25 protein-coding genes are annotated in these 18,891 nt (G+C 64.4%); 20 read left to right on the top strand and 5 right to left on the bottom strand.

All coding sequences use genetic code 11. The features are described from left to right. The first annotated feature begins 10 nt into the window (after positions 1 to 10). The 15 genes from hisD (at position 11) to F0185_RS05940 (ending at position 11,124) form a co-directional block, all read left to right on the top strand. A complete protein-coding gene (gene hisD, locus F0185_RS06010) occupies positions 11 to 1,333 on the top strand; it encodes a histidinol dehydrogenase (protein ID WP_167222519.1) in 1,323 nt (440 codons plus the stop codon). Next, on the top strand, positions 1,330 to 2,145 hold the full coding sequence (locus F0185_RS06005) for a DNA-methyltransferase (RefSeq protein WP_167222517.1): 816 nt from the start codon (positions 1,330 to 1,332) through the stop codon (positions 2,143 to 2,145). Before hisD ends, F0185_RS06005 begins: the two co-directional genes overlap by 4 nt. A 141-nt stretch (positions 2,146 to 2,286) precedes the next feature. Further along, positions 2,287 to 3,381 (top strand): histidinol-phosphate transaminase, encoded by a 1,095-nt coding sequence (hisC, locus tag F0185_RS06000; RefSeq protein WP_167222515.1) that lies wholly within the window; start codon positions 2,287 to 2,289, stop codon positions 3,379 to 3,381. Between the two features lie 12 nt (positions 3,382 to 3,393). Next, on the top strand, positions 3,394 to 3,993 hold the full coding sequence (hisB, locus tag F0185_RS05995; protein WP_167222513.1) for an imidazoleglycerol-phosphate dehydratase HisB: 600 nt from the start codon (positions 3,394 to 3,396) through the stop codon (positions 3,991 to 3,993). Positions 3,994 to 4,102: 109 nt separating this feature from the next. Beyond that, positions 4,103 to 4,741, top strand: coding sequence for an imidazole glycerol phosphate synthase subunit HisH (gene hisH, locus F0185_RS05990; RefSeq protein ID WP_167222511.1), 639 nt, complete (start codon positions 4,103 to 4,105; stop codon positions 4,739 to 4,741). 49 nt (positions 4,742 to 4,790) lie between these two features. After that, positions 4,791 to 5,567 (top strand): 1-(5-phosphoribosyl)-5-[(5-phosphoribosylamino)methylideneamino]imidazole-4-carboxamide isomerase, encoded by a 777-nt coding sequence (gene hisA, locus F0185_RS05985; protein ID WP_166885644.1) that lies wholly within the window; start codon positions 4,791 to 4,793, stop codon positions 5,565 to 5,567. A 16-nt stretch (positions 5,568 to 5,583) separates the two neighbouring features. Beyond that, complete coding sequence (gene hisF, locus F0185_RS05980; RefSeq protein WP_167222509.1) at positions 5,584 to 6,345, top strand: imidazole glycerol phosphate synthase subunit HisF; 762 nt, start codon at positions 5,584 to 5,586, stop codon at positions 6,343 to 6,345. Between the two features lie 2 nt (positions 6,346 to 6,347). Continuing rightward, positions 6,348 to 6,794 carry a phosphoribosyl-AMP cyclohydrolase gene (gene hisI / locus F0185_RS05975; RefSeq protein ID WP_167222507.1) on the top strand — a complete coding sequence of 149 codons (447 nt, stop codon included), beginning with the start codon at positions 6,348 to 6,350 and terminating at the stop codon, positions 6,792 to 6,794. Then, on the top strand, positions 6,791 to 7,129 hold the full coding sequence (locus tag F0185_RS05970; RefSeq protein ID WP_167222505.1) for a phosphoribosyl-ATP diphosphatase: 339 nt from the start codon (positions 6,791 to 6,793) through the stop codon (positions 7,127 to 7,129). Before hisI ends, F0185_RS05970 begins: the two co-directional genes overlap by 4 nt. Before the next feature lie 24 nt (positions 7,130 to 7,153). Next, complete coding sequence (locus tag F0185_RS05965) at positions 7,154 to 7,525, top strand: histidine triad nucleotide-binding protein (RefSeq protein ID WP_167222503.1); 372 nt, start codon at positions 7,154 to 7,156, stop codon at positions 7,523 to 7,525. Positions 7,526 to 7,613: 88 nt separating this feature from the next. Continuing rightward, on the top strand, positions 7,614 to 7,835 hold the full coding sequence (tatA, locus tag F0185_RS05960) for a Sec-independent protein translocase subunit TatA (protein WP_166885635.1): 222 nt from the start codon (positions 7,614 to 7,616) through the stop codon (positions 7,833 to 7,835). A 48-nt stretch (positions 7,836 to 7,883) separates the two neighbouring features. Continuing rightward, the gene (tatB, locus tag F0185_RS05955) at positions 7,884 to 8,369 is read left to right on the top strand and encodes a Sec-independent protein translocase protein TatB (RefSeq protein WP_167222501.1); all 486 of its coding nucleotides are present in this window, start codon (positions 7,884 to 7,886) and stop codon (positions 8,367 to 8,369) included. Between the two features lie 18 nt (positions 8,370 to 8,387). Then, positions 8,388 to 9,143: a twin-arginine translocase subunit TatC gene (gene tatC / locus F0185_RS05950; RefSeq protein ID WP_167222499.1), complete on the top strand. Its 756-nt coding sequence runs from the start codon at positions 8,388 to 8,390 to the stop codon at positions 9,141 to 9,143. 38 nt (positions 9,144 to 9,181) lie between these two features. Continuing rightward, positions 9,182 to 10,144, top strand: a complete 963-nt coding sequence (locus F0185_RS05945; RefSeq protein WP_167222497.1) for a hypothetical protein — start codon at positions 9,182 to 9,184, stop codon at positions 10,142 to 10,144. A gap of 2 nt (positions 10,145 to 10,146) precedes the next feature. Beyond that, positions 10,147 to 11,124 (top strand): hypothetical protein, encoded by a 978-nt coding sequence (locus tag F0185_RS05940; RefSeq protein WP_167222495.1) that lies wholly within the window; start codon positions 10,147 to 10,149, stop codon positions 11,122 to 11,124. Positions 11,125 to 11,217: 93 nt separating this feature from the next. On the opposite strand, the gene F0185_RS05935 is transcribed toward F0185_RS05940, so the two are convergent. The 3 genes from F0185_RS05935 to F0185_RS05925 form a co-directional block, all read right to left on the bottom strand. Then, positions 11,218 to 11,865 carry a hypothetical protein gene (locus F0185_RS05935; protein ID WP_167222493.1) on the bottom strand — a complete coding sequence of 216 codons (648 nt, stop codon included), beginning with the start codon at positions 11,863 to 11,865 and terminating at the stop codon, positions 11,218 to 11,220. 48 nt (positions 11,866 to 11,913) lie between these two features. After that, on the bottom strand, positions 11,914 to 12,471 hold the full coding sequence (locus tag F0185_RS05930) for a hypothetical protein (protein WP_167222491.1): 558 nt from the start codon (positions 12,469 to 12,471) through the stop codon (positions 11,914 to 11,916). 154 nt (positions 12,472 to 12,625) lie between these two features. Then, positions 12,626 to 14,359, bottom strand: coding sequence for an extracellular catalytic domain type 1 short-chain-length polyhydroxyalkanoate depolymerase (locus F0185_RS05925; RefSeq protein ID WP_167222489.1), 1,734 nt, complete (start codon positions 14,357 to 14,359; stop codon positions 12,626 to 12,628). Positions 14,360 to 14,639: 280 nt separating this feature from the next. On the opposite strand from F0185_RS05925, the gene F0185_RS05920 reads away from it, so the two are divergent. Both F0185_RS05920 and F0185_RS05915 read left to right on the top strand, forming a co-directional pair. Further along, complete coding sequence (locus F0185_RS05920; RefSeq protein WP_167222487.1) at positions 14,640 to 15,125, top strand: hypothetical protein; 486 nt, start codon at positions 14,640 to 14,642, stop codon at positions 15,123 to 15,125. After that, on the top strand, positions 15,118 to 15,681 hold the full coding sequence (locus tag F0185_RS05915) for a DinB family protein (protein WP_167222485.1): 564 nt from the start codon (positions 15,118 to 15,120) through the stop codon (positions 15,679 to 15,681). The genes F0185_RS05920 and F0185_RS05915 overlap by 8 nt, the downstream gene beginning before the upstream one ends. Here F0185_RS05915 and F0185_RS05910 read toward each other — a convergent pair. Continuing rightward, a complete protein-coding gene (locus tag F0185_RS05910) occupies positions 15,635 to 16,288 on the bottom strand; it encodes a hypothetical protein (protein WP_167222483.1) in 654 nt (217 codons plus the stop codon). The two genes, F0185_RS05915 and F0185_RS05910, sit on opposite strands and share 47 nt — an antisense overlap. A 222-nt stretch (positions 16,289 to 16,510) precedes the next feature. Here F0185_RS05910 and F0185_RS05905 point away from each other — a divergent pair, with 222 nt between their 5' ends. The 3 genes from F0185_RS05905 to F0185_RS05895 are packed head-to-tail and all read left to right on the top strand — an operon-like array spanning position 16,511 to position 18,058. Next, the gene (locus F0185_RS05905; protein ID WP_167222481.1) at positions 16,511 to 16,762 is read left to right on the top strand and encodes an AbrB/MazE/SpoVT family DNA-binding domain-containing protein; all 252 of its coding nucleotides are present in this window, start codon (positions 16,511 to 16,513) and stop codon (positions 16,760 to 16,762) included. Continuing rightward, positions 16,762 to 17,127, top strand: a complete 366-nt coding sequence (locus tag F0185_RS05900) for a type II toxin-antitoxin system PemK/MazF family toxin (protein WP_167222479.1) — start codon at positions 16,762 to 16,764, stop codon at positions 17,125 to 17,127. The genes F0185_RS05905 and F0185_RS05900 overlap by 1 nt, the downstream gene beginning before the upstream one ends. A gap of 19 nt (positions 17,128 to 17,146) precedes the next feature. Next, a complete protein-coding gene (locus F0185_RS05895) occupies positions 17,147 to 18,058 on the top strand; it encodes a hypothetical protein (protein ID WP_167222477.1) in 912 nt (303 codons plus the stop codon). Between the two features lie 42 nt (positions 18,059 to 18,100). Here the strand turns inward: F0185_RS05895 and F0185_RS05890 are convergent, their stop codons facing one another. Beyond that, positions 18,101 to 18,889 carry an alpha/beta hydrolase gene (locus F0185_RS05890; RefSeq protein ID WP_167222475.1) on the bottom strand — a complete coding sequence of 263 codons (789 nt, stop codon included), beginning with the start codon at positions 18,887 to 18,889 and terminating at the stop codon, positions 18,101 to 18,103. Positions 18,890 to 18,891: the final 2 nt, after the last annotated feature.

Below are 18,891 nucleotides of genomic sequence, written 5' to 3'. Positions count from 1 at the left end.
AACGACTATCATGACCATCCAGATCCGCCACCTCGATTCGGCCCAGCCGGACTTCAAGCAACGCCTCGATACCCTGCTGGCCTTCGAAGCGTCCACCGATGAAGCGATTGAAAAATCGGTGGCGGCGATCCTGCATGACGTCAAACATCGTGGCGACGCCGCCGTCCTTGAGTACACCAACAAATTCGACCGCATTCCCGGAGGCGCCGCCAGCATGGCCGCCTTCGACGTGCCGCAAGCCGAATTGCAGGCCGCACTCGATGCGCTGCCTGCAGCCCAGCGCGCGGCGCTGGAAACGGCCGCCGAACGGATTCGCGTCTTCCACGAGCGGCAAAAAGAAGAACTGCGCGGCTTCACCTACACCGAGCCCGATGGCACGGTCCTGGGCCAGAAAATCACCCCGCTCGACCGGGTCGGCATCTACGTCCCGGGCGGCAAGGCGGCGTATCCCTCGTCGGTGCTGATGAACGCGGTGCCGGCCAAGGTGGCCGGCGTGCCTGAAATTATCATGGTGGTGCCGACCCCGGACGGCGTGAAAAACCAGATGGTGCTGGCCGCCGCCGCCATTGCGGGCGTGACGCGCGTGATCACCATCGGCGGCGCCCAGGCTGTCGGCGCGCTGGCCTACGGCACCGCCACCATCGCCCCGGTCGACAAGATCGTCGGCCCCGGCAACGCCTACGTGGCGGCGGCCAAGCGGCGCGTGTTCGGCACCGTCGGCATCGACATGATCGCCGGCCCGTCCGAAATCCTGGTGCTGTGCGACGGCACTACCGACCCGGACTGGGTCGCGATGGACCTGTTCTCGCAGGCCGAGCACGACGAACTGGCGCAGGCCATCATGCTGTGCCCCGACGCCGACTACATCGCACGGGTGGAGGCGAGCATCCACAAGCTGCTGCCGAGCATGCCGCGCGCGGACACCATCCGTACTTCGATGACCGACCGCGGCGCCTTGGTCAAGGTGCGCGACATGCAGGAAGCGTGCGACATCGCCAACGCCATCGCCGCCGAGCACCTGGAAATTTCGGCCGAGGACCCGCAGCGGTGGGCCGACAAGATCCGCCATGCCGGCGCCATGTTCCTCGGGCGTTTTTCGTCCGAGTCGCTGGGCGACTACTGCTGCGGCCCGAACCACGTGCTGCCGACCTCGCGCACCGCGCGCTTTTCGTCGCCGCTGGGCGTGTACGACTTCCAGAAGCGTTCGTCGGTGATTTTCGTGAGCGAAGCCGGCGCGCAAACCCTGGGCAAGGTCGCGGCCGAACTGGCCTACGGCGAAGGCTTGCAGGCGCACGCGCGCAGCGCCGAACTGCGATTGCGACCGGCGGCATGAGCGACTGGCTCAATCAGGTATTTTGCGAGGATGCGCTGGTTGGACTGGCGCGCATCCCGGACGGTTCCATCGACCTGATTCTGACTGACCCGCCGTATAACCTGGGCAAGGACTACGGCAACGACTCCGACCAGCAAAGCGTGGCCGATTACCTGGCCTGGACCGAGCAGTGGATTTCGAAGGCGCTGCCCAAGCTCAAACCCAACGGCAGCCTGTACATCTTCCTGACGTGGCGCTTTTCGCCCGAGATTTTCGTCATGCTCAAGCAGCGCATGACGATGATGAACGAGATTATCTGGGACCGCCGGGTACCGTCGATGGGCGGCAGCGTGAGGAGTTTCAGTTCGGTGCACGACACGATCGGCTTCTTTGTGAACCGCAAGGATTACTATTTCGACCTGGACGCGGTGAGGATTGCGTACGACGCGGCGACCAAGAAGGCCCGTTCGCGTTCCATTTTCGTCGGCGCCAAGTGGCTCGAAGTGGGTTACAACCCCAAGGATCTGTGGAGCGTGTCGCGCCTGCACAAGGAACATCCGGAGCGCGCCGATCACCCGACCCAAAAACCCCTCGAGATCATCGAGCGCATGGTCAAGGCCTCGTGCCCGCCGGACGGCGTGGTGATGGACCTGTTCATGGGCAGCGGCACCACGGCCATGGCGGCCAAGCGCTGCGGGCGCAATTTTGTCGGCTTCGAGCTCAATGCCGCGTACTGCGAGATCATCGCCGCGCGCCTGGCTTCGCCGCCGGAGCAGGAAATGGTCAAGAAGCGCAAGCCGCCCAAAAAGACTGCGCAGGCTGAAAATGCTTAGAACTGTCATTCCCACCACCACCGCCACCGCCGTCGTTCCCGCGCAGGCGGGAACCCAATTTCGTCGAGCCGCCGACAGCTACGGTACGAACTTGGATTCCCGCCTGCGCGGGAATGACGGTAACTTAAGGAGCAAAGCAGCATGAGTTTCATCGACACGCTGATCGCCAACACGATCCGTCCCGAGGTCCAGGCCGACCACGCCTACGTCGTTGCCGACGCCGACGGCTTCATCAAACTCGACGCGATGGAGAACCCGTACTCGCTGCCTGCCCACCTGCGCGAAGAACTGGGCCAGCGCCTGGCCGCCGCGGTCCTGAACCGCTATCCGCTGGCCAGCAACGCCACGCTCAAACATAAAATCTGCACGCGCCTGGGCGTACCAGGCGGTTACGACGTCATCCTCGGCAACGGCTCCGATGAACTGATCTCGATCATGGCCACCGCCGTCTCGGGCGGCGCGCGCCGCCCGGTGATCCTGGCGCCGACGCCCGGCTTCGTGATGTTTTCGCGTTCGGCCATGCTGGCCGGCGCTACGTTCGTGGGCGTGCCGCTGCGCGCCGACATGACGCTCGACAAAGCGACCATGCTCGCCAAGATCGCCGAGCACAAGCCGGCGCTGGTGTTCCTGGCTTACCCGAACAACCCGACCGGCAACCTGTTCGACCCGGCCGAGATGGTCGAGATCATCCACGCCGTCGGCGACACCGGCATCGTCGTCGTCGACGAAGCCTACGGCCCGTTCGCGCGCACCTCCTTCATGGAGCGCCTGCCCGAGTTCGAGAACCTGGTCGTCATGCGCACCGTCTCGAAACTGGGCCTGGCCGGCATCCGCCTCGGCTACATGACCGCCGCGCCCAAGCTGCTGGCGCAGTTCGAAAAGGTACGCCCGCCGTATAACATCAATGTGCTGACCCAGACCGCCGCCGAATTTGCGCTCGATCATATCGAGGTGCTGAACGACCAGGCCACCCTGCTGATCGAAGCGCGCGAACACATGGCGACCGACCTGGCCGCGCTGCCCGGCGTGACCGTGTTCCCGTCGGCCGCCAATTTCCTGCTGGTGCGCCTGCCGGACGCCGACGCCACCGTCGCACGGCTCGACGCGGCCAAGGTACTGATCAAAAATGTGAGTAAAATGAACGGATTGGGCGGGTGCATCCGCGTGACCGTGAGCACACCTGAAGAAAATGCTGTTTTCCTGGATGCCGTCAAGGCATCGCTGACTTCGCACTAACCGAGCCTCCCCATGAACATCGCAGACCGCACCGCAAACATAACGCGCAACACCAACGAGACGCAAATCCGGGTCGCCATCAACCTCGATGGCACCGGCCAGCAAAAGCTCAACACGGGCGTGCCTTTTCTGGACCACATGCTCGACCAGATCGCCCGCCACGGCCTGATCGACCTCGATATCGAATGCGTGGGCGACCTGCATATCGACGCCCACCACACGGTGGAAGATACCGGCATCACGCTCGGCATGGCGGTGGCCAAGGCGATCGGCGACAAGAAGGGTATCCGCCGTTACGGCCACGCCTACGTGCCGCTGGACGAAGCGCTCTCGCGCGTGGTGATCGATTTTTCCGGTCGTCCGGGGCTGGAGATGCACGTACCCTGGAAGCGTTCGATGATCGGCAGCTTCGACGTCGACCTGGCGCATGAGTTTTTCCAGGGTTTTGTGAATCACGCGCTGGTGTCGCTGCACATCGATAACCTGCGCGGCGAGAACGCGCATCATCAGTGCGAGACGGTGTTCAAGGCTTTTGGGCGGGCGCTGCGCATGGCTGCGGAGCTTGACGCGCGTTCGGCTGGCACGATTCCGTCGACCAAGGGTAGTTTGTAACGTCATCCTCTCCGTCGTTCCCGCGCAGGCGGGAACCCAAGGTTTCGCGGCTTAGCCGACATAACTTGGGTTCCCGCCTTCGCGGGAACGACGACACATTTGAATTGCTATGAATAAAATTGTTGTGGTCGACTACGGCATGGGCAACCTGCGCTCGGTGGCGCAAGCCCTACGCGCCGTCGCTCCTGAAGCCGACGTACTTATCTCCGGCGCCGTCGCCGATATCGATTCGGCCGACCGGATCGTCCTGCCCGGCCAGGGCGCCATGCGCGACTGCATGGCCAGCCTGCGCCAGTCCGGCGTCGAGGAAGCCTTGCTGCGCGCCGCCAAGACCCGTCCCATCATGGGCGTGTGCGTCGGCGAGCAAATGCTGTTCGACGTGAGCGAGGAGGGCGATACGCCCGGCCTGGCCCTGTTGCCCGGCAAAGTCGTGCGCTTCCGGCTCGATGGCCGCCTGCAGCCGGACGGCTCGCGCTTCAAGGTGCCGCAGATGGGCTGGAACCGCGTCAAACAAGTGCGCCAGCATCCGCTGTGGCAGGGTATCCTCGACGATAGCTACTTCTATTTCGTGCACAGCTACTATGTCCAGCCTGACGATACCAGCCTCACCGCCGGCGAAACCGATTACGGCGCGCCGTTCTGTTGCGCGGTCGCCCGCGATAATATTTTCGCGACCCAGTTCCACCCGGAGAAAAGCGCCGGCGCGGGCCTGCAGCTGTACAAGAACTTCGTCCACTGGAATCCCTGATTGTCATCCGGTCACCCAATCACCCAACCCAACTAAGCGATAACCGATCATGCTGCTCATTCCTGCCATCGACCTCAAAGACGGTCACTGCGTTCGCCTCAAACAGGGCGATATGGAACTTGCCACCGTCTTCTCCGAAGACCCCGCCGAAATGGCGCTGCACTGGCTCAAGCAGGGCGCGCGCCGCCTGCACCTGGTGGACCTGAACGGCGCCTTCGCCGGCAAGCCGAAAAACGAAGCCGCCGTCAAGTCGATCCTGCAGGTGGTGCAGGAGTTCGCCGTCGATAACGATATCGACGAGATCCCCGTCCAGCTGGGCGGCGGCATCCGCGATCTCGACACCATCGAGCGCTATCTCGACGACGGCATCACCTACATCATCGTCGGCACCGCCGCCGTCAAGAACCCGGGCTTTTTGCACGACGCCTGCGGCGCCTTCCCCGGCCACATCATCGTCGGCCTGGACGCCAAGGATGGCAAGGTCGCAACCGACGGCTGGAGCAAGATGAGCGGCCACGAAGTGATCGACCTGGCCACCAAGTTCGAAGCCTATGGCGTCGAATCGATCATCTACACCGACATCGGCCGCGACGGCATGATGGGCGGGATTAACATCGAAGCGACCGTCAAGCTGGCCCAGGCCGTGCGCATTCCGATCATCGCTTCCGGCGGCCTGCACAACCTGGGCGATGTCGAGGCCCTGTGCGCGGTGCAGGAAGAAGGCATCGAAGGCGTGATCTGCGGCCGCTCGATCTACGAGGGCACGATCAACCTGGGCCAGGCCCAGGCGCGCGCCGACGAACTCACCGAAGGCGACCCGGCGTAAGCCGGACGGACACACCATGCTCGCAAAACGCATCATTCCCTGCCTCGACGTGACCGGCGGGCGCGTCGTCAAGGGCGTCAATTTCACCGAACTGCGCGACGCCGGCGACCCGGTCGAAATCGCGCGCCGCTACGATGAGCAGGGCGCCGACGAGATCACTTTCCTCGACATCACGGCGTCTTCGGACGAGCGCGACCTGATCCTGCACATCATCGAAGCGGTGGCCTCCACCGTGTTCATCCCGCTCACCGTCGGTGGCGGCGTACGCAAGGTCGACGACGTGCGCCGCCTGCTCAACGCCGGCGCCGACAAGGTCAGCATGAACTCCTCGGCCGTGACCAATCCCGAACTGGTGTTCGAAGCCTCGCAAAAGCACGGTTCGCAGTGCATCGTGGTGGCCATCGACGCCAAGCAGAGCGCGCCCGGCAAGTGGGAAGTGTTCACCCACGGCGGACGGCGCGCCACCGGGCTCGATGCGGTTGAATGGGCGATGAACATGGAGCGCCTCGGCGCCGGCGAAATCCTCCTCACCAGCATGGACCGCGACGGCACCAAGATCGGTTTCGACCTCGGCCTGACGGCCGCCGTGTCGAACGCGATCGGCATTCCCGTCATCGCCTCGGGCGGCGTGGGCGGCCTGCAAGACCTGGCCGACGGCGTCAAGATCGGCAAGGCCGACGCGGTGCTGGCGGCGAGTATTTTTCACTACGGCCAGCACACGGTCGGCGAAGCGAAGCGCTTCATGGCCGCGCAGGGCATTCCCATGCGTCTGGATTGAACATGACACCAACGATAACGAGTAGCGCGGCCAATTTCAGCTGGCTGAAAAAAGTCCGGTGGGACGAGAACGGGCTGGTGCCGGTGATCGCCCAGGAAGCCGGTTCGAACGATGTGCTGATGTTCGCCTGGATGAACCGCGACGCGCTGGCGCGCACGGTGGAACTGGGCGAGGCGGTGTACTGGAGCCGCTCGCGCAAGAAGCTGTGGCACAAGGGCGAAGAGTCGGGCCATACCCAGAAGGTGCTGGAAATCCGTCTCGACTGCGATGAAGACGTAATCCTGCTCAAGATCGAGCAGGCCGGCTCCATCGCCTGCCATACCGGCCGCCATTCCTGCTTCTACCAAAAGTTCGGCGGCGACGCCAAGAGCGGCGACTGGCAGGTGGTCGAACCGGTGCTGCAGGATCCGGAAACGATTTACACCAATCCCAAGAAGAGCAGCCCATGAGCCAGACCCTCGCCCGCGTGGCGCAAACGATCGAATCGCGCAAGCTGGAAAATGGCGGCGACCCCGCCACCTCCTACGTCTCGCGCCTGTTTTCCAAGGGCGACGACGCGATCCTGAAAAAAATCGGCGAAGAAGCCACCGAGCTGGTGATGGCCGCCAAGGATGCGCGCGTCGATGGCGATGCTGCCAAGGTGCTGTACGAATGCGCCGACCTGTGGTTCCATTCAATGGTGCTGCTGGCTAAATTCGACCTCTCCCCGCAACAGGTGCTCGACGAGCTGGCGCGCCGCGAAGGCCTTTCGGGCCTGGACGAAAAAGCCGCCCGCCCGGACTGATATTCAACTCTACGGAAACCGCCCATGACCGACTGTCTGTTCTGCAAAATCGCCGCCAAGCAAATCCCTTCGAGCATAGTCTACGAAGATGAAGAGTTGCTGGCATTCAAGGATATCCACCCGGCCGCACCGGTGCACCTGCTGGTCATTCCCAAGGTGCACGTTGCGACCTTGTCCGAATGCAACGAATCGCACGGCGCGCTGCTTGGCAAGCTGCTGGCGCTGGCGCCAAAACTTGCCAAAGAGCATGGTTGCGAAGTCAGCTACGATGCCGACGGCAAGCCGGCCGGCGGTTACAAGACACTCATCAACAGCGGTCCGGACGGTGGCCAGGAAGTTTATCACCTGCACCTGCACATGATCGGCGGCGCCCGTCCGTGGGCCGGCCAACGCTGACAAAGCGGCAGGAATGCCCGGCATCGCGTAGAATACGCGGCGTAAGCTTTCGCGAATTCGGGCGCGTGCGCCTCGACAGGAGAAAATGATGGGTGGACTGAGTGTTTGGCATTGGCTGATCGTGTTGCTTGTCGTTGTGTTGGTTTTCGGAACCAAAAAACTCGGCAACATGGGTGGCGATATTGGCAAGGCCGTCAAAGGCTTCAAGGATGGCGTGCGCGGCGACGAGGACGGCAAGCCTGTGGCTCCTTCGCAGGTGACGGACAAGACCACCATCGATGGCGAAGCGAAAGAGAAAACGAAGTTCTGATGACCGTGCGTGCCCCGGCACGCGCCTTGTCCGATACTTCCAGACGCCATGATCGATCTTGGACTCTCTAAACTCGCCATCATCGGCGTGGTTGCACTCATTGTCATCGGCCCTGAAAAGCTGCCCAAGGTGGCGCGCATGGCGGGCACCCTGTATGGACGCGCCCAGCGCTACCTGCATGAGGTCAAGTCCGAGGTGAGCCGCGAGATCGAGCTCGATGAACTGCGCAACCTGCAAAAGGAAGTGCAGGAAACAGCCCAGTCGATCAAGGACAGCGTCGAAAACACCATCGCCCAGAACATCGACGATGTCGACGCCGCCTGGCGCGACCTGCCCTCCTCAAGCGCGCCCAGCGCCACCATGAGCGACCTGGAACGCAAGGCGCGCGACTTCCGCCGCAAGAAGCTGGTGCGCAATTCGGCGGTGCCGGGCTGGTACAAGCAGCGCCACGGCGGCAAGGCCCACATCATGTCGGGCGCCGCGCGCGTGAAAAAATTCCGCCCGCGCTCGTCGTCCACCTCGTCCTTCTTCTAAACACTCCTTGAATCCTCAATGACAGATAAAGCAGCGGGCGAAGAGACCTTTATCTCTCATCTGGTCGAATTGCGCAACCGCCTGGTCAAGGCCACCATCGGCATCGCCGTCGTGTGCGCCTTGCTGATGCTCGGGCCCGGACCGGCCCATATTTACGACATCATCGCCCAGCCGATGATCGCTTCGCTGCCGGTCGGCTCGAAGATGATCGCCACCGGCGTCATCTCGCCGTTCCTGGTGCCGATGAAAGTGACCCTGGTGCTGTCGATTATCCTGGCGCTGCCGTGGGTGTTCTACCAGATGTGGGCCTTCATCGCGCCCGGCCTGTACCAGCACGAAAAACGCCTGGTGCTGCCGCTGGTGGTGTCGTCCTCGTTCCTGTTCATGAGCGGCGTGGCGTTCTGCTACTTCTTCGTGTTCGGGCGCGTGTTCAAGTTCATTTCCGACTTTTCTCCGACCTCGATCGCGGTCACGCCGGACATCGAAAACTATCTCGATTTCGTCATGTCGATGTGCCTGGCCTTCGGCGCCACCTTCGAGGTGCCGGTGGTGGTGGTGATCCTGGTGCGCATGGGGATCGTCAGCGTGGCCAAGCTCAAGGAATTTCGTCCCTACGTGATCGTGGGCGCGTTCGTGATCGCCGCCATCGTCACCCCGCCCGACATCGTCAGCCAGTTTGCGCTGGCCCTGCCGATGTGCGTGCTGTTCGAACTCGGCCTGCTGGTCGCCCCGGCCTTCGTGCGCGCCACCCAGGCGCCGGAAGAATCGGCGTAAACACGCCGCCCCCTCAGGGCGTCTGACGGATCGAGCCGATGCGTTCAACTGTTTTGTTTGCGAGTGTCCTTCTTCCGCTGCTGTTGGCATCCTGCGGCGAGCGCAAGCCGGCCACGAGCGCGCCCAGGCCGGCGCTTGCCGCCGCGCCGCATGCCAGCGCCAGCGCAGCCGGCCCGGTCGCGGTCGCGGTCGCAGCCAGGCCGCCGGCACCGACGCCGGAGCAGCTGGAAGCCGGGGCCGCCGCCGCGCGCGAGCGCGTGGTGCTGATGCACGCCATCTTCGGCGACCTGTTCAACCCCGCCAGCAACGACGCCCCGATGAAGCTCGCCGATCCGGACCAGCCGGGCGAGCGCATGTACGCCATCGAACCGGTGGCCCATACCTTCCTGCCCAACGGCGACGCCGTGCTGGTGGCCAACGCCCTGGTCGAGCAGCCGGACCGCGACGGACACCGCGTCCATACCGAAGGCGGGCTGCTCAACATCTTCATCGTGCGCAAGACGGACGGCCGCTGGACCTTGCTCAAGCACCATGCCAACATCGCGCGCATGGGCAGTTGGGAGCGCATCGGCAAGGCCGAATTCGTCAACCTCGCGGCCGGCAAGCCCGGACTGGCCATGCGCTTCGGCAGCGGCTTCCAGCAAATGTCGGAGAGCGCGATCGGCTTGTTCGACCTTGGCGCCGACCCGATCCGCCCGCTGACCGGCGAGGGCATCGCGGTGGCCGCCAGCAGTCCCGGCTGCGTTCCGGAAGAGCTGGAAACCTGCTACGAGATCGCCGCCAACTGGCGCTTCGCCGCCTCCGCCAGCGGGGCCGCGTATGACGACCTGGTGTTCACCTTCACGGGCCAGGACGACGGCAAGAAAGACGGGCGCAGGAAGGGCAAGCAAGGCCCGGTCCTGGCGGCGGACATGACCAGCCACAAGGGATCGGCGCGCTATGCCTACGACGGCAAGCGCTATGTGCTGGTCGAGGGCAAGAATCCGGCGCAGGAGTACTGACCATGGATTCCCTTCGCCTGGTTCGCATGCGCTCTGGCATCCTGATGGTCGGCCTCCTGTGTGCCGCGTCTTTCAGCGTCGGCAAGGAACAACCGCCGCAAGCGCCGCCCGCGCGCATGGCGCCCCCGCCGCTTGCGCAAGCGGTCACGCCGGCGCCGCTTGCACCGATGACGCCGCAGGAACACGAACGCGGGGTGCTGATGCAAGCCATCTTCGGCGAGTACTACCGCCCCGCCACGCGCGATGCCCTGGTCGGCATGCCGCTGCGGCGCAACAACGTCGACACCAGCGGCCGTTTTTTCATCGATGCGGTCAGCCATTCCCTGCTGGCCAATGGCGACACGGTACTGGTGGCGAACGGGGTCGAAATGGGCAAAGGCGGGGTTCGCCTCGACGGCGTTGCGTCGCCGGGATTCCTGAATGTCTTCATCCTGCGCCAGGAAGACGGCAAGTGGAGCGTGCTCAAGCGTCACGAGAACATTGCAAAGCTGGGCAGCTTCGGTTCGTTCGGCGAGGTCCAGTGGGTCACGCTGGGGGCCGGCAAGCCGGGGATGGCCGTGCTGACGGACGGTGCCTGGGACGGCTACTTCATGCACTGGCTGGCCTTGTTCGACCCTGCCGACGAGGTCATGCACAAGCTCGGCGGCATGCGGGTAGCCTCGGGCGGGCAGGATGACTGTGCACATGAACCGGTACACCCCTGCTGGATCGTGCGGGGCAAGTGGCGCTTCGCGCCGCCGACCAGGCAGGCCGCCTATGACGACCTGGTGTTCGAGTTTAGCGGCATGCACGTCAGGCAGAGGAAACCGCGCAATCCGGCCCTTCGCAAGGGCGTCCCGGACCCCATCATCACCCCGCTCAAGGCATCCGCGCGCTACGCTTTCGACGGCAAGCGCTACCAGCTGGTCGAGGGCAAGAATCCGGTGCCGGGCCTGGGGCGGCGCCTGAAGCGCCCTGACGGACAAGTGCTGACGATGTAATCTCCTGCTGCCGCGCAGACTCCTGGCACGCGGCTTGTTGCTGAACCAGAACGTCATCGCCAAGGCCGAAGTGGGCGTGCCGCCGCCGCCCCCTCAGGGCGTCTGACGGGCCAGGTACAGCACCGTGGCCTCGCTGCCGTCATCGCTCCCGACCTGCGTTGCCGTCATGTTCGGCAGCGTTGCCCCCAGATTCAACAGCACGGCCGGCGTGGCGCTTTCGAGCAGGTCGGCGCTGGCTGGATTGACCTCGACGCGGCAGGTTTTCGTGCGGCATTCGAGCCGCCTGACCTGCGATTCAAGCCCACTATTGGCACGCGCCAGCGCGGCGCGCACGGCCGCCGACGCCTGGCCGCTCCACACATGGTCCACCTGTTCGGCGCGAAACATGGTCTCGGCCGGCGCCACCGCCGTTATCTCCGCCGTCAGCGCAACCGCGCTCTGCGCGACGGGGGGCGCGCGCGTCAATATCATGCGCAGCTCGGCCACTTCGCGCCGCAGGCTGGCGACTTCTTGCCTCAGCTGCGCGATGTCGTTCGACGGCGCCGTGCCTGGCGGCGCCGGCGCGCTCTGCGGCGTCGGTGCGGCGCGCGCCGGCGCGCGCCGCACCGGTTCGGGCGCAGCGGCGGCGACTTGCACTGGCGGCGCCTGCGCCGGCGCGGCGGGCGGGTCGTCGTCGCCGCCGCAGGCGCCCAGCATGACGATCACGGCCAGCAGCGCGGTGTCGGGAATCAGTCGCATCATTGCTCTCCCTTGGGGCATTGGCGGTGCGGTACAGGTGGGCGCATGGCCTTACTGGCAGCGCAGCAGGCGCAGTTGTCCCAGCACGGGCAAGCCGGGAATCGCGCCGACGGGCGAGGCGGTGCGCACCAGGTCGACCTCGATGAAGTAGCTGTTGGCGTTGAAGTTCAGCGCCACGCAGTTGCTCAGGTAGCGCGTTTGCGGGGTGGCCGCCGGCGCATAGCTGTTGCTTGACAGGGTCGCCAGCGTGCTCAAGGCGCCGGTGGCGGTATTGTGCGAACGCAGGCGCGTGCGCACTTCGGAATAGATACCGTTGTCGGTAAACCGCGCGCCCGAATACACGCTCAAGATGCCGTTGCCGTCCCAGGTATCGTGCACCTGGTAACGGATGGTGCAGGTCAGGACCGTGGCGCCACTGACGAGGCCGGCATCGTTATTGTTGAACGACACCCGGCCGCTGCACGACTCATCGGGTGTGCCGGTCGATCCCACGGACGACCAGTTGCTGCTGGCCAGCGCCAGGCCGGGAAGCGCCAGCGCGATCACGGTGAGCGCCGCTCCCACGCGGGCAGGACGGGTGGTGCGCAAAGTTGGCAGAGGGGTAGACATGGCGGCTCCTTGGCAGTGAAACCAGGCGCGACCGCCATCGCCATGATGACCGCCTGCCTGGCACTTCCAGATTAGGAGCCGCAGCGATCGCGCGCGTGAGGTACGTCAACCATCACGGTGCGATAATCGCGGCCGGGCGCTGTCCGCGCCGCCCTTACGGGCAGTTGCCGACCACGTAATGCGCGGCCGAGGTCTGCGCCAGGGTCTGGGTGTAGAACAAGTTGTTCAGGCCCATGTTCTGGTTCGACCCGTTGGCCAGCGCAAAGCCGCCGCTATCATGCGCTCGCCCAGCCTGCACGTGGGCAAAGTTGCTGGCCGTGACCGTGCTGCAGCTAAAGCCGCTGCTGGTGCTGGCGCGCACGCCGGCCGACAAGCCGCTTTCCAGCGCGCCCGCCGCCGACGACGCCTGGTAGGTGTAGCTGGTGGACGGCGCCAGCCCGGTATCGGTGTAGGAGGTGCCCGTGACCGGGGTCGGCGTGACCTTGCCGCCGTTGCGGTAGACGTTGTAGCCGCTGGCACCGGGGGCCGCGCTCCACGACAGGGCGATGGTGCTGGCGCTGGCGCTGCCGGCCTTCAAGCCGGCGGGCGGCTGCACGGCCGGCACCGGTCCCACCAGGAACTGGGGCAGGGTGCATGGCGCCGACGTCTGGCCGGTGTTTGCGCTGGTGGCCGTGACCGTGCCGCTGTAGTAGCCGTTGGCCAGCGCGTAAGCGATGCTGAAAGCGGCGCCGCTGCCCGCTTGCGCGTCATTGACCGGGGTGGCGCCGGAGAGCGCCACCCGGTAGCTGCCGATGGTCCCGGCCGCATCCACGGCGGCGCCGCCGATGGTGGCGGTGTTGCCCGACACGCTGGCCGTGCAGGCCGTCATCAGCGGCGCCGCAATGGCGCTCGCACGCAGGTTGTTCCTGAACCAGAAATCCATCACAAAGGCCGGGTAATCGACCTTGGTGGCGTCGACGAAGTGGTTGTTCTGCCCGCCGGGACCTGCCGGCCACGCGTGGCCCATGCCGGTCACCGCGATTTCCGAGGTGCGCAGCTTGCCGTTGCCGTCGGTGTAGGGCGTGTTGTTGCCCCCGCCAGGCACCAGCACCTGCGCGCCCTTGGTGAACACGCCGCCATAGGCGATGCGCATGGCCGCCGCATCGATCGGTCCGTAGGCGGGCGCCACCGTGTAATCGCTGGTGCCCCAGATGACGCTGGCGATCTGGGTGGCGAACTTGCCTTGCTGGGCGCCGGCCATGGTCGTGCACTTGTTGCCCGCCGTGTTCGCGTTGAACCCCGACGGCACGCTGCCGATCTGCATGATGGTGGTGCCCGGCGGCGGCCCCGCGTTGATGCCGATGCCGGCAAACACATCCGGCGCGAGGCAGCCCAGCACCATGGTCTGGCCGCCGCCCGAGGACAGGCCCGTCACGTACACCTGGTTCGGATCGATGGCGTAGCGCGCATCGGCCAGGAAACGGCTGACCAGGTTCAGCAGCACGCCATCGTGCCCGCTGGCGCGGTTGTGGTTGCTGAGGCTGTAATCCCAGCAATGGCTGCCGGAGACATTGCCGGTGGCGTTAGGCGCCAGCACCACGGCCCCGTACTGGTCGGCCACGCCCTTCCAGTTAAAGCCCTTGTCCGCGCCGGAATCGATGACGTCGCCGGCCGCCGTTTGCTGGCAGCCATGCAGCACCATCACCAGCGCGCGCTTGCCGCCCAGCACCGGTTGCGTGGCGGGCCAGTAAAAGTAGCCGCTCAGGTTGCCGCCGTTGACGCTGTCCGCGCCCCAGGTCTGGTTGCCGCTCCAGGCGCCGGGACCGGCCTGGACCTGGGCCAGCGCGCACGCTGGCAGGCACAGCATTAAGGAAGCCGCGCGGCGGCCGAGAGAGTGCTTGATGTCCATGATGTCTCCATTTTTTTGTATTAGAAATACGGGAAGGCTGCGAGTGCTTGCAGGGAAGAGCTCGGTCGGGGCGTTGAGGGGGTGCCGCGCTGGGCGGCCAGCCTTCGGGACGGTTCACGGGAAGTAACAGCCGGAAATAATTCTACCGGACAGGCATCAATTATCTTCCTGGTGCAGCTGAGCGTCCCGGCACGATGCTTGTGCGTAATTGCACAAGGGCCACAGCAGGCGCGCGCGATGTGAGGCACAATGACAGGCTGCGTTTCCTGGAGGAGTGATTGTGTCGGTGCTTGCCGCAGGTCTGTTCGGTGCCTTTGCCGCCTGGTTCGCCGTGCGCTGGATCAGCGCGCGCCTGCGCACTGGCGCCGGCGACGGCTCCCTGGTGTTCGCGCCTTTCCTGGAACGGCTCGGCATCCTGCAATTGCTGGGCGTGGCTGCGCTGACCTGGGTGGCGTTCTCGCGCGAGCACGACAATTATCCGGCCTTGATCGCGCTGGCGCTCGCGCTGGCCATCGGCGGCGTCTACTGCCTGTGCGAGGGCATCATGACACGCGGCAAAGTTGACGATAGCGGCATCGTGTTCATCACGCCGTGGGGCGGCCGGCGCAACGAGGCGTGGCGCGACCTGCGCAGCGTGCGCTACCGTTCGTACTGCGCCATGTACGTGCTGACATTTCGCAGCGGCAGCGTGATTCGCCTGTCGGTGCTGCTCAGCGGCCACGGCGCCGTCCTCCAACAATTGCGTGCGAGGGGTTACCATGTCTGAACTGAGTCACCTTCGATTGATGGCCAGCTACAACAGCTGGATGAACCAGAAGATCCTCGACGCCGCGGCCACGCTGCCCGCGCACGAACTGGCGGCCGAGCGTGGCGCGTTCTTCGGCTCCTTGCTCGGCACGCTCAACCACCTGGTGGCGGCGGATACCATCTGGCTGCGGCGTTTCGCTACCCATCCGGCGCGCTTTGCCGCGCTCGATGCGGTGCTGGCGCTGCCCGCACCAGGCGCGCTCGACGCCGTCTACAGCGACGACCTGGCCGTGCTGGCCGCGCACCGGCGCTGGCTCGATGAGCTGATCGGGGGATGGGTCGCGCAGCTGGCCGACGCCGACCTCGACCATGTGCTGCATTACGCCAGCACCAAAGGGATTCGCTCGCAAAAGCGCTTCGGCGACCTGTTGCTGCATTTTTTCAATCACCAGACCCACCATCGGGGGCAAGCGAGCACCTTGCTGTCGCAGGCGGGCGTCGACCTCGGCGTGACCGACTTGTTGATGCTTATTGAGAACGTGGCGGATCATGCCGCGCCACCTGCGCCGGCCTGAGCGCGTCGGCGTCGGCGTGCGCCGCGTGGCGCTTGAGCGAGCGCACCATTTGATTGTATGAATCGACCATGGCGGCCACCACTACCTTGCCCTGCGGCGTGCCGGTGTAGCTGGCGGCGCCCGCGAATCCCCCATTGAAAAAGCCGCCCGCCGCGCCGAAACGCCAGTGGCTGGCGCTGCCCTGCGCCACGGCCAGTGCGGCGCCCGAGCGGTTGTCGGTCAGCGTGAGTAGGGTGGACGGTTGCAGGGCGATATCGTGCAGGGAACCGAGGCGCCCGACCGCGGCGCCGTCGCCGAAGCTGAGCGAGGGCGTGGCGGTGTAATCGGATGCTGTAAGTGTGCGCTTACTGTAATGGAGGTCCGCATCGGCTAGCGTGAAACAGTTCGATGCGCGCACCATCAGGCGCAGCAGCGGCAGCGTGCCGGACTGCTCGGCATCTTTGCCGAAAGACAGGGTTCCCAGGCTGCCAGGGCAGTGTTCGAGCTGGCTGTTGGGCGGTTTGATGCCGGCGGGCGGCGCTGCGGCTGGAGGCGGTTTGCTGGCGCAGCCGGCCAGGGCCATGGCTGTCAGCGCGATGAGCAGGGCAGGGTTTGGGCCTGGCGTCATGGCGTATCCTTTGCGTGGAGTTGAACAAGAACTTCACACATTCTAACGATGCAATATGGCAAGTAACTTGCCTATAGTCAACTTAAGCGGAAGGTGCGCGAAATACCACAGTCCATGTTGATAGCCCGCCGGCACGGGCAGGAAGCGTCATCGTGGTCAAGTTGACACATTGGCTTCGATGTATATACTTGTATCTACATTATTTGCCCAGGGAGCATTGAGATGGCCAAAGCAATTCTTACCGTTCAGCAGTGGGGCAATAGTCTTGCTGTGCGGATTCCCGCCGCTATCGCCAGGTCGGCACGCTTTACTGTTGGGCAGCCTGTCGAGGTGTCCCTCCAGGATGAGGGGGTCGTCGTGAAATGTATCGGTGCCCCGAAATTGTCTCTCGCCCAGAAGCTGGAAGCATTCGATCCGGCCAGGCACGGCGGTGAGGCAATGGCGAGCGGCCCTGTCGGCGTCGAGGTCGTTTGATGGCTGCGGGTAAATTTTGGGTGCCTGAGCGTCGCGACGTTATCTGGATCGACTGCAATCCACAAATCGGCAAAGAAATGCGTGACGTCCACCCGCTGCTGGTGCTGTCGCCGAAGGCGTTCAATGAGCGGACTGGCATCGTGATAGGACTACCAATGACGACTGCCGCATCCAACGAAACGAATCCGTTTGCGATGAAATTCTCGGGAATGAAAGGCGTCGCCAGTTACATCCTGACGCATCAGCCAAAATCGTTTGATTGGAAGATGCGCGGTGCGAAGCCGCATCCGATGAAGCAAGCGCCTGAAGAGGTTTTTGCGCTGGCGTGCGACTCTCTCAATCAAATCATTGCGATCTGTGGATAAAGCAACAACCGGGAACCATGTGAAAAAAGCTGTACTGGCAATATGTGTCACCGTCGGTGTGATGTCCCTGGCTGCGTGCAAGCTCGACAAGGGTGAGCTCCAGCCTGGCGAGAGCAAGACGGAAAAACGCTCGCAGGATGGGCGATGGCGGACATGTTCTTTACCGGACGGCTCCGAATTTGTCTTGACCGCCGACGCCCCCAACCTCGGCAAGCACGATGCGTTTCACAGCGGCGGGATCAGGGATTCATTCGCTGCCGCGTTTCACGTCAAATACCAGGGCAAGAATGTCTCCACGACCCTGACCTCATTTAACGACGATCACCCCGATTGCGTCAATTACGCCATCAGCGAAAACACCGTCTACGCGCTGACCGATGAAGCCATCTTTCGTTTCATGGCGGCGAACGGCAAGCGCGGGGGCTCAGTGCTGGTCGTCAGCGGAGACGGTGGCCATACCTTCAGCGAGAACATTCATCCCAATGCGCTTGAAAAGCCCGGCGGAAACCAGCAGATCCATGCGGCTTTCCAAGCGATCGGTTACTACCGATCGCGCTTCCGGGTCGTGGGCGGCCAATATCAGCTGGAGATCACGGACCCGCTCCGTTTCGACAAATTTCTCTTGTTTGTCTCGGCCGATGGCGGAAAGGCATGGACCGGGCCAAGCGGCAGCGTCGATCCCACGGTCTTTTCCAGTACCGAGGTGGACCGGAAACGCGCCCAGTTCGCATCGAATGAATGGGGCAACAAGGTATTCGAAGCGACCACGAAGGCGTGCAATCAACGGCCCGGACCTGGCTGCGCAAGCGCCACCGGCGCCTACTGGGACACGCAGTGGCGCGCCTGCCTGAGCGAGCGTCCGGCTCCGGCGTGCCTGAAGAGCCTGCCCGACCCCACGCCCCGCTTCCCGGAAAACGAAGCGGGCACATAGCGGCGCGCTCCCGACGGGCTCACGCTGCCCATCGAACGCACACTAGTTCGCCGTCAGCGCAGGCTGGCGCACCGTCTCGCCGGCCAGCCCCGGCCCGTACAGCGGGCTGTCCGAAATCGAGTTATGCCCCGTCTCCGGCACATTGATATAGCGCGCCACGCCGGGTTTAAAGCGCGTCATTAACAGTTCCGAACTGGCGCGCGGGATCATCTCGTCGTTCCCGGCGACGATCAGCGTGGTCGGGGCATTGACCCTGGCGGCGTACACACCCGACTCGAACTTATCCCTCAAGAGCAGCGTCACCGGAAACCACGGAAACTGCAGTTCGGCGATGCCGACGATGCTGTCGTAGGGCGTCACCAGCACCAGCCGGTCCACCGGCCGCATGCTCGCCAGATGCACCGCCACGCCGCTGCCCAGGCTGCGCCCGATCACGGTCACCTGCGGATGGCGCGCCCGCACCATGTCGAACAGGGCCAGCGCATCGGCGAACAGCGCCGCCTCGGTCGGCTTGCCGGTACTGCCGCCGTAGCCCCGGTAATGCAGCAGATAGACCGCCTGTCCGGGAAAGGTCTCGCCGAGGAAGGGCAGGCTGGCCGAGACATCCTCGGCGTTCCCGCCCAGGTAAATGAGCGCGCGCGGCCCGCTTTCAAGCCGCACCGACACGTCCAGCACGGCGCCGTCCACGGGCAGCTTGATGACCGAGTCGGGCGTGCCGAAACGGCGCGGCTGCGGAAAGTAGATCAAGGAACGCTGCGCCAGAAACAGGCCGACGCAGGCGACGACATACAAGGCAAGCGCCGCAAGCATCACACCTATTACTATGCGCATCG

The organism is Massilia rubra (assembly GCF_011682065.1).
Taxonomy (GTDB): Bacteria; Pseudomonadota; Gammaproteobacteria; order Burkholderiales; family Burkholderiaceae_D; genus Telluria_A; species Telluria_A rubra.
This window is presented reverse-complemented; position numbering and strand designations above follow the sequence as displayed.